The organism is Streptomyces sp. NPDC047108 (genome assembly GCF_040643575.1).
Classification (GTDB): Bacteria; Actinomycetota; Actinomycetes; order Streptomycetales; family Streptomycetaceae; genus Streptomyces.
Genome location: NZ_JBEYUP010000001.1, coordinates 1 through 10,253, shown reverse-complemented (window position 1 = coordinate 10,253; position 10,253 = coordinate 1). Strand labels below are relative to the sequence as shown.

The window sequence follows — 10,253 nt, the reverse complement described above, 5'->3', positions numbered from 1 at the left end:
CCGGGACCTGTACCCCGACCGGTTCCGGGACCCCGAGACCCGGAACCCGGGCCACCACACGTACGGACAGTCAGGACTTCGCCGCATGGACCGCCTCGCCAACACCGTGCGCCCCTACGCCTGGGGCTCGACCACCGCCATCCCGCGGCTCCTCGGCTTCGAGCCGACGGGTGAACCGCAGGCCGAACTGTGGATGGGCGCGCACCCCGGAGCCCCCTCCCGGGTCGACCGCGGCGCGGGCCCGCTGGCACTCTCCGACGCGATCGCCGCCGATCCCGAGGGCCACTTGGGCACGGCGGTCACCGACCGCTTCGGCCCCCGGCTGCCGTTCCTGTTCAAGATCCTCGCGGCCGGCGCCCCGCTCTCCCTCCAGGTGCACCCCGACCTCGCGCAGGCCAACGAGGGCCACGCCGACGAGGAGGCCCGCGGCGTCCCCATCGATGCCCCGCACCGCAACTACAAGGACGCCAACCACAAGCCCGAACTGATCTGCGCGCTCACGCCCTTCGAGGGGCTGTGCGGCTTCCGCCCCGAGCGGGAGGCGGCGGACCTGCTCGCGAGCCTGGACGTGGACTCCCTCAAGCCGTACGTCGACATCCTCCACGCCCAGCCCGAGGCCGACGCGCTCCGCGAAGTCCTCACCGCCGTCCTCACCGCCGACCGGACGGCCATGGCCGAGACGGTCACCCAGGCCGCCGCCGCGGCCGAACGGCTCGCGGAGGTCGACGGCCCGCACCAGGACGCGTACGCCGCCTGCGCCTTCCTCGCGCGCCACTACCCCGGTGACCCGGGCGTGATCGCGGCGATGCTGCTCAACCACGTGACACTGCAGCCCGGCGAAGCCCTCTTCCTGAGCGCGGGCGTCCCGCACGCTTACCTCAGCGGGCTCGGAGTCGAGATCATGGCCAACTCCGACAACGTGCTGCGCTGCGGTCTCACCCCCAAGCACATCGACGTCCCCGAGCTGCTGCGCATCGTGCGCTTCGAGTCCACGGCGCCGGGGGTGCTGCGGCCGGAGCCGGTGGGGGGCGAGGAGACGTACGAGACCCCGGTCGAGGAGTTCCGGCTGTCGCGCTACGTCCTGGCGGCGGCCGGGGAGGGGCGCCGCATCCCGTCCGGCACCCCGCAGATCCTGCTGTGCACCGACGGGTCGGCCCTGCTGCGCTCCGGGACGGACGAACTGCGCCTGGAGCAGGGCGAGTCGGCCTTCCTGCCGGCGGGCGAGGAGGCGACCCTCACCGGCGAGGGTACGGTCTTCCGCGCGACGGTGGCGGTCTGACGCGAAACCCGGTCGGGCCCTGGGCGGTGGCGCGCGGGGAGGCGACGCCCGGGCCGCGGAAGTCGCTCGTACGCGGCGGGGTCGGGCCCGGTCGTGGTCCGTACGCGGCCCGGGCGTGGTCTTAACGCGGCTCGGTCGTGGTCCGGTCGTGGTCCGTACGCGGCCGGTACGCGGTCCGTACGGAGCCTCTGTGCGGACCGGACCTGCCCCGACCTGCCCGTACGGTCTTGATCCGGGTCCGGCGCGACGGCCGTCGGCCGGGCTGCAACAATGTCCGGTCAGTAAAAGGGGAGCAAAGCTCCTGGGACGAGCCGACGGAAGGACACCAGGCACTCATGAGTGCATCAGGCGGAACGAAAGCGATCGTCGCGGCGCTGGGCGCCAACTTGGCCATCGCGGCAGCGAAGTTCGTGGCGTTCGCCTTCAGCGGCTCGTCGTCGATGCTGGCCGAGGGCGTGCACTCGCTCGCGGACTCCGGCAACCAGGCGCTGCTGTTGGTCGGCGGCAAGAAGGCCCGGCGGGAGGCCACCCCGGAGCACCCCTTCGGCTACGGCCGCGAGCGCTACATCTACGCCTTCCTCGTCTCGATCGTGCTGTTCTCGGTCGGTGGCATGTTCGCCCTCTACGAGGGCTACGAGAAGATCAAGCACCCGCACGAGATCGACGACTGGTACTGGCCGATCGGAGTCCTCGTCTTCGCGATCATCGCCGAGACGTTCTCCTTCCGTACGGCGATCCAGGAGTCGAACGCGCTGCGCGGCAAGCAGACCTGGACCCAGTTCGTGCGCCGGGCCAAGGCGCCGGAACTGCCGGTCGTCCTCCTCGAGGACCTCGGCGCGCTGGTCGGCCTCATCCTGGCGCTCGTGGGCGTCGCACTCGCCATCGCCACGGGTGACGGCATCTGGGACGGCATCGGCACCCTCTGCATCGGTGTTCTCCTCATCCTGATCGCGCTGGTGCTGGCGGCCGAGACCAAGTCGCTGCTGCTCGGTGAGTCGGCGGGGCCGGAGACCGACAACACCATCCGCGAGGCCGTCGTGGACGGCGACGCGGTCACCCGCCTGATCCACATGCGCACCCAGCACCTCGGCCCGGACGAGATCCTCGTGGGTGCGAAGATCGCGGTCCGGCCCGAATTCACAGCCCAGCAGGTGGCGGAGGCCATCAACGCGGCCGAGGACCGTATCCGTACGGCCGTTCCGTCGGCGCGTGTGATCTACCTCGAGCCGGACATCTACGACGAGACGGCGGCCGCCTCGGGCCCCGACCCGGCGAAGACCCCGGGCGGCCCCGGACCGGAGGCCGCTCACTGACGCGGACGGCGTGACACCGGCGAGAGCCCGGCCGGCCCGATCGTCCGGCCGCGCGACCGCTCACCGCCCGACGCCCGGTCGTCCCGCCCGATGACCGCATGAACGGCGAAGGCCCCCGCAACCGATGCGGGGGCCTTCGCCGTTCATCGCTCCCATGCGGGAACGGTCGCGCTACGCGGAGACCTCGCCGAGCACCCGCAGGATCTCCTGCCGACCGTCTGCGGCCATGAGCCGCTCCCGGAACCCGCCGTCCATCAACTTCCGGGACAGCAGCGCCAGGATCCGGAGGTGCTCGTCGCCCGCGGCGGCCTCGGGCACGGCGATCATGAACACGAGCCGGGCCTTCGTACCGTCGAGTGAGCCCCACTCGATGCCCTCGGCGGAGCGGGCGAAGCCGACGACGGGGGCCGTGACCGCGTCGGTCTTGGCGTGCGGGATCGCAATCTCTTCACCGAGCCCGGTGGTGCCCTGGTCCTCGCGCGCGAAGACGGCTCGTACCAGCTCCTCCCGGTCCGCGACCTTGCCGCTCTCCGCGAGGAGTTCGGCGAGCTCGCGGATCGCGGAGTCCTTGGTGTCCGCGGTGAGGTGTTCCGTCACGGTCGCGGCGGTGAGGTGCCCGGACAGTACGTTGCCTGCCCGGGTCTCCGAGTCCGCCCCCGCATCCGAGTCCGCCCCGGCCTCGGCTCCGGTCTCGGACGCGGCCTCGGAGTCCGGCTCGGAGTGGGCCCGCGTCCCGCCCGGCGTCACCGTCGTGTCGGCCTTCTCCGTCGCGCCGACCGTCTCCGCGGCCGCCGCCGGGCGCGCAGACGGCGCCACGGCCGTTGCGACGGCTCCGCCCATCGTGCCCAACTCGCTGGCCGCGCCGCTGCCCGACCCGACACCCACTCCCGCGAGCACCGGCTCCGGCGCCAGGGGAGAGGGCACACCGGGCATCCCCTTCGTTCCCTCCACGCCCTTCGCGCCCTTCGCGGTGTCCGCGCTCTTGCCCAGCGTCATGAGCGTCACGGTCGTCAGCGCGGTCACGGCCGTACCGATCGCGATCGCGACGAAGAACATCGGGACCCCGCCGACCGCACCGAGGACGGCCACGATCGGTCCGCCGTGCGGCACGTTGTCCTGGACCGCGGCCAGACCCGCAACGGCACCGGCGACGGCGCCGCCGAGCATGTTCGCCGGGATGACCCGGGCCGGCCGGGCGGCCGCGAACGGGATCGCGCCCTCGGTGATGCCGAAGAAACCCATGAAGAGCGCCGCGAGCCCCGTCTCCCGCTCCTGCTCGGTGAAGAACCTGCGGCGGATGAGCGTGGCGATGCCCTGCCCGAGCGGCGGCACCGGAATGGCCGCCGCGCACATGCCCATGATCTCCGGGTTCTTCGAGACCAGACCGGCGCCGAAGAGGAACGCGGTCTTGTTGACCGGCCCGCCCATGTCGAACGCGATCATCAGGCCGAGGATGATGCCGAGCAGCGCGGCGCTGGAACCGGTCAGGCCGCCGAGCCAGCTCGTGAGGTGCTCGAAGATCCACGCGATCGGCCTGCCGATGACGTAGATGAAGAAGAGGCCGAGCGAGGTCGTCGCCACGATCGGGATCACGATGATCGGCATGATCGGCTGGACGAACTTGGGGACCTTGACCTTCTTGATCCACAGCACGATGTAACCGGCGAGGAAGCCGGTGACGATCGCGCCGATGAAGCCCGCACCGGCCTCCGAGCCGTACAGCTCACCGGTGTTGGCGATCCACCCGCCGATCATGCCCGGTACGAGCGCGGGCCGGTCGCCGATCGCATAGGCGATGTAGCCCGACAGGATCGGGATCATCAGCGTGAAGCCGATCACCCCGATGTCGAAGACGTGCTTCCAGAACGAGCCTTCGGGGATGGCCAGGCCGTCCTTGGCCGACGGGTCGCCGCCGAGGGCGAGGGACACCGCGATCAGCAGCCCGCCGACGACGACGAACGGGATCATGTACGAGACACCGTTCATCAGCGCCTTGTACGTCGTACCGCGCTGCTTGCCTGCCCCGGCCCCGGTCGCGGCGGCTGCCCCTCCGCCGGATCCGTCGCCCGTGCCGCCGTCCTGGTGAACGGGGGCGCTCTGCACGCGCTCGATCAACCGCTCAGGGTGGTGGATGCCTTCGGCGACACCGACCACGAGGACCCGTTTGCCGACGAAGCGACTGCGGTCGACGTCCTTGTCGGCGGCGATGATGATGCCGTCCGCGTCGCTGACATCGTTGTCAGTGAGGACGTTCTCGGCCCCGATCGAACCTTGCGTCTCCACCTTCATCCCGTGGCCGAGCGATTCCGCGGCCTGAGCCAGCTTCTCCGCAGCCATGTACGTGTGGGCGATGCCCGTGGGACAGGCGGTCACTGCGAGCAGTTTCAGCCGTTTCCCGCTCGTCCCCGCGGCGTTGGGGGGATCAGCCGGACTGGTCACGTGGGTCTCCTTACACCGGTGCGCGCGCGAGTCGTGCAAGTGTTCTCGCGCGCCACGCATCCTGCAATACCCGCGGACCGGATCCGCACAGGGGGTCCGCCCCTCCCCGACAGCTCTGTCACACCCGCTCCGTGACCCGGCCCCCGGGTGTCTTCGGCGCCGTCGACCGTGCCCGGCGCGCGGCACCCACGCGCGCCGCCTCCACGTGCTCGCCCCCGTCGCGCGGGCGACCGCCCCCGGACTTGGCCGAAATCGCTCCCCAGGGATGCGGGCTGGGGTCCGCCGGGCCGATCGGTGTAGATTCGTGACAGACAGACGTCGCTGCTGATGGCGGTCGGGCGTGCCCGCGCTGCGGGCCACCGAGGGAGAGAGGGCCTCCGACGGACTGCGCTGCGGCCGAGGGTCCCTGTGCCTGCTGCCGCAGTCGAGTCATGTCCACCTCTCGCTCGAATCCACGAGGAGCAGCCCGTATGACGACAGCCGCCAACGGTCAGGACTTCAAGGTCGCCGACCTGTCCCTGGCCGCCTACGGCCGCAAGGAGATCACCCTCGCCGAGCACGAGATGCCCGGCCTGATGTCGATCCGCAAGGAGTACGCCGCCGCGTCGCCGCTGGCCGGCGCCCGTATCACCGGCTCCCTGCACATGACCGTGCAGACCGCCGTGCTCATCGAGACCCTCGTCGCCCTCGGCGCCGAGGTGCGCTGGGCGTCCTGCAACATCTTCTCCACCCAGGACCACGCGGCCGCCGCCGTCGCCGTCGGTGCGAACGGAACTCCGGAGAACCCCCAGGGCATCCCGGTATTCGCCTGGAAGGGCGAGACGCTGGAGGAGTACTGGTGGTGCACCGAGCAGGCGCTGACCTGGCCGGACGCCGCCACCGGCGGTCCGAACATGATTCTCGACGACGGTGGCGACGCCACGCTCCTCGTCCACAAGGGTGTGGAGTTCGAGAAGGCCGGGGCCGTGCCGGACCCGTCCACCGCAGACAACGACGAGTACCGCATCATCCTCGAGGTGCTGACCCGCACCATCGGCGAGAACGCCCAGAAGTGGACTCAGCTCGCCTCCGAGATCCGCGGTGTCACCGAGGAGACCACCACCGGCGTCCACCGCCTGTACGAGATGCAGCAGGCGGGATCGCTCCTCTTCCCGGCGATCAACGTCAACGACGCCGTCACCAAGTCGAAGTTCGACAACAAGTACGGCTGCCGCCACTCGCTGGTCGACGGCATCAACCGCGCCACCGACGTCCTCATCGGCGGCAAGGTCGCGGTCGTCTTCGGCTACGGCGACGTGGGCAAGGGCTGCGCCGAATCGCTGCGCGGCCAGGGCGCCCGGGTCGTCGTCACCGAGATCGACCCGATCTGCGCACTGCAGGCCGCGATGGACGGCTACCAGGTCGCGACCCTCGAGGACGTCGTCGAGACCGCCGACATCTTCATCACCACGACCGGCAACAAGGACATCATCATGGCCTCGGACATGGCCAGGATGAAGCACCAGGCCATCGTCGGGAACATCGGCCACTTCGACAACGAGATCGACATGGCCGGCCTCGCCAAGATCCCCGGGATCGTCAAGGACGAGGTCAAGCCCCAGGTGCACACCTGGACCTTCTCCGACGGCAAGAAGATCATCGTGCTGTCCGAGGGCCGCCTGCTGAACCTGGGCAACGCCACCGGTCACCCGTCGTTCGTGATGTCCAACTCCTTCGCGAACCAGACCATCGCGCAGATCGAGCTGTTCACCAAGCCCGAGGCGTACCCGACCGGCGTCTACGTGCTCCCGAAGCACCTCGACGAGAAGGTCGCCCGACTGCACCTCGACGCGCTGGGCGTCAAGCTCACCACGCTGCGCGCGGACCAGGCCGCCTACATCGGCGTACCGGTGGAGGGTCCGTACAAGCCGGACCACTACCGCTACTAAGAGCAGACGGCACCACAGCACCCAGCCGATGAGACCGGGTCCTCGCCACGGGCGGGGACCCGGTCCCTCGAGGACCCCACCATGCCCCGCGGCCGCTACTCCCGTCATGACCCCCATGACCACACCCCCCTGGGAGAAGAGCACTTCCAGTGCGCCCCCGGAGCCTCCGGATGGCGCTACGTCTCGCAGATCACCGCCCCGCCCGGCACGGGGCGCGGGGATATCGAGGGGGACCGGGCCGTCACCGGCTCCGTCGACCTCACCACCGACGAACTCGGCCGCCCCATCCGCCTCGAACTCCGCGCCGCCGACTGGCTGGTCCGCGGCGCCGCACTCGACGGCGTCACCTGGGTCCGTACCGACCCGACCGGCGAGCACGCCACCGAGGGCAATGTCAGAGCCCACGCCTTCACCGGTGCATCCCCCGCCTTCCTCGTCGCCATGACACGGATGCTGCGCCTCACCCCCGGCGCCCCCGCCACCCGCGTCCGCCTCGTCGCCTTCACCGAGCCCGTGCTCGCCCCGCGCACGCTCGACCAGTCCTGGGCTCTGCTCGGAAGCGAAACACACGGCACTGACAGCGGCCCGCTGGCGGTGGACGAATACCAGGTCACCGAGATGGACACCGGCGAGCAGCACACGCTGAACATCGCCGGGGACGTGGTCCTCGCCGCCCCCGGCATCGAACTCGAAGACCTCGAATCCCCACCCACGACCTTCGGCTGACGGGCCGCCGACGCGGTGTCAGGCGGGCGGTACGAAGCCCGTGCGCGACGACGGCTCCGCGGTCCCCGGCTCACGCGCCGCGGCGGCCGCCCCAGGCCCCGACGTCTCCCCACCGGAACGCGCGTCAGGGGGCGCCGGAGCGCTCGCCGGGGGACCGGCAAGCACCTCACCACCGGCCCCCGCCTGCGGCCCTGCGCCGGGCTGCACCGCCGCGGGCGTCTCCGACCACACGGCAGGGGCGGCCGATCCACCCCGAGCACCCGGCGCGGACGCCCACGCGCCGGGCGGAACCCCGTTCGCCTGCGCGGGCCCGTGCCCCTGCCCGCTGCCGGAGGCGCCGAACGCCCGCTGCGCGTCCCGCGCCTGCCGTTCCCCGGCCACCGCCGCGAGATACGCCCCCGGCGGCACCCCGTCCGGCACCGGCGCCCCCGTGCGCGCCGCTACATCGTTCGCGAGCTGCGCCGCGAGCTGCGCCCCGACCTGCGGATCGAGCTGGTCCATCCGCGTCAGGTACTGCCGTACGGCGAGCCACAGCCCGTCCGGGACGCTGGACAGGTCGATCCTCCCCAACTGCCCGGCCAGCCACGGCGGCGGCGCCGGCATCCGCACGGACCGCGGCGCCGGTATGCGCTCCCGTACGACCAGGGTTCCGGCGAAGACGTCCCCCAGGCGGCGACCTCGCGCCGACACCAGAGAGGCGATCACGGCGACGACGCCGAGCGTCATCAGGATCTCGACCACCCCCATCGCGCCGCGCACCAGAGCGTGCCGGAACCGGATCGGCCCGCCGTCGTCCCGCACCACGCGCAGCCCGATCGCGGCCTTCCCCAGGGAGCGGCCGTGGCTGATGGTCTCCACGGCGATGGGCACACCCACGAGCACCAGGACGAAGGTGGCCACCGACACCGCCGCGCTCGCAGCCGCGTCCAACGACCCCGTAGCGGCCGCCAGTCCGGCCGACACCGCGATATAGGCGGAGAAGATCACGATCAGGTCGATGACGACCGCCAGGGCGCGGCTCGGCAGTTTCGCGGGCCGCAGCCCCAGTACGACCGCCTCACCGGTCACCAGCTCGCTCACGTGCGCCGTCCTCCCTCGCCCCAGCCCGTCCCGCCCCTGACCCGTACGGGACCGTACGCCCGTACGACCAGTCTGCCGCCCATGCGCCCCCGTCTGCCAAGCTGAGTGCGCATCCGCACCCGTAGGAGCAGCCTCATATGGACCTCGACGTCTTCGTCGCCGCCCACCGAGCCGAGTGGGACCGTCTGGACGAGCTGCTGCGCCGTCAGCGCCGCCTGACGGGTGCGGAAGCCGACGAACTCGTCGCTCTCTACCAGCGCACCGCCACCCACTTGTCCCTGATCCAGTCCAGCGCCCCCGACCCGCAGCTCACCGGACGCCTGACCCAGCTCGTGGCTCGGGCGCGCAGCGCGGTGACGGGGGCCCGTAAGGCGAGCTGGCGCGATGCCGTCCACTTCCTCACGGCGGGCTTCCCGGCCGCTCTCTACAGGACACGGTGGTGGTGGCTGACGACCGCCGTCGTCTCGACCGTGCTGACCGCGGTGATCGGCTGGTGGATCGCGGCACACCCCGAGGTGCAGGCGACCATCGCGGCCCCGGACGAGCTGCGGGAGATGACCCGCCCCGGCGGCCAGTACGAGACGTACTACTCGAGCCACGCCGCGGCCGCCTTCGCGGCCCAGGTGTGGACGAACAACGCCCAGGTCGCCGCCACCTGCCTCGTCCTGGGGGCGTTCCTCGGCATCCCGGTGCTCTGGGTCCTCTTCCAGAACATGCTCAACCTCGGGGTCGGGGTCGGTCTGATGTCCTCGGCAGGACGGCTCGACACCTTCCTCGGCCTGATCCTTCCGCACGGCCTCCTGGAGCTGACCGCCGTCTTCGTCGCCGCCGGCACGGGCCTGCGCCTCGGCTGGACCGTGATCGACCCGGGCCCGCGCTCCCGCCGCACAGCCCTCGCCCAAGAGGGGAGGGCCGCCATCGGCATGGCGATCGGCCTGGCCGTCGTGCTCTTCGTGTCCGGGGGTATCGAAGGCTTCGTCACCCCCTCCGGCCTGCCCACATGGGCGCGCATCGCCATCGGTGTCGCAGCCGAGGCGGTGTTCCTCGTCTACGTCTTCGTGGTCGGACGCCGCGCCGCCCGAACGGGCGAAACGGGCGATGTCGAATCTGCGGATCGCAGTGCGGAACTCCCCACAGCGGCCTGATGTGCGTCGAGGGTCCCTGACCTGGTACTGTCCTACCTACCTCGCGAAACCCGTTGACACGGGTGGGTCGGGGAGGTAGATTTGAACGGTTGCGGAGAGCTGGACAAGCTCGACCGCAGGAACTAGAATCCACCGCGCTCCAGACGGAATTCCATTCCTCTGGGGTGCTTTCATGGCCTTCCAACGGCCTCCGGGTGAAATTCGGGTCGGAAAAGACCGGGATGAGATTCTGGTAAGGTTGGAAACACCGAAGGGAAGCGCCCGGAGAAACCGGAGACGGTTTTGAAGGAAGCGTCCGTTCCTTGAGAACTCAACAGCGTGCCAAAAGTCAACGCCAGATATG

7 protein-coding genes are annotated in these 10,253 nt (G+C 70.9%); 5 read left to right on the top strand and 2 right to left on the bottom strand.

Annotation, left to right across the window (positions count from 1 at the left end; translation table 11 throughout):
- Positions 1-85 precede the first annotated feature (85 nt).
- Both manA and ABZ822_RS00030 read left to right on the top strand, forming a co-directional pair.
- Positions 86-1,279: a mannose-6-phosphate isomerase, class I gene (gene manA, locus ABZ822_RS00035; protein ID WP_360846865.1), complete on the top strand. Its 1,194-nt coding sequence runs from the start codon at positions 86-88 to the stop codon at positions 1,277-1,279.
- Positions 1,280-1,614: 335 nt separating this feature from the next.
- Positions 1,615-2,592: a cation diffusion facilitator family transporter gene (locus ABZ822_RS00030; RefSeq protein WP_360845023.1), complete on the top strand. Its 978-nt coding sequence runs from the start codon at positions 1,615-1,617 to the stop codon at positions 2,590-2,592.
- 171 nt (positions 2,593-2,763) lie between these two features.
- On the opposite strand, the gene ABZ822_RS00025 is transcribed toward ABZ822_RS00030, so the two are convergent.
- Positions 2,764-5,031 (bottom strand): fructose-specific PTS transporter subunit EIIC, encoded by a 2,268-nt coding sequence (locus ABZ822_RS00025; protein ID WP_360845021.1) that lies wholly within the window; start codon positions 5,029-5,031, stop codon positions 2,764-2,766.
- A gap of 470 nt (positions 5,032-5,501) precedes the next feature.
- Between ABZ822_RS00025 and ahcY the strand changes: the two genes are divergently transcribed.
- Together ahcY and ABZ822_RS00015 are read left to right on the top strand one after the other, a co-directional pair.
- On the top strand, positions 5,502-6,959 hold the full coding sequence (ahcY, locus tag ABZ822_RS00020) for an adenosylhomocysteinase (RefSeq protein WP_360845019.1): 1,458 nt from the start codon (positions 5,502-5,504) through the stop codon (positions 6,957-6,959).
- 81 nt (positions 6,960-7,040) lie between these two features.
- A complete protein-coding gene (locus ABZ822_RS00015) occupies positions 7,041-7,685 on the top strand; it encodes a hypothetical protein (protein WP_360845017.1) in 645 nt (214 codons plus the stop codon).
- Positions 7,686-7,703: 18 nt separating this feature from the next.
- On the opposite strand, the gene ABZ822_RS00010 is transcribed toward ABZ822_RS00015, so the two are convergent.
- A complete protein-coding gene (locus ABZ822_RS00010; protein ID WP_360845014.1) occupies positions 7,704-8,765 on the bottom strand; it encodes an RDD family protein in 1,062 nt (353 codons plus the stop codon).
- Positions 8,766-8,902: 137 nt separating this feature from the next.
- Here ABZ822_RS00010 and ABZ822_RS00005 point away from each other — a divergent pair, with 137 nt between their 5' ends.
- A complete protein-coding gene (locus tag ABZ822_RS00005) occupies positions 8,903-9,910 on the top strand; it encodes a stage II sporulation protein M (protein WP_360845012.1) in 1,008 nt (335 codons plus the stop codon).
- Positions 9,911-10,253 lie beyond the last annotated feature (343 nt).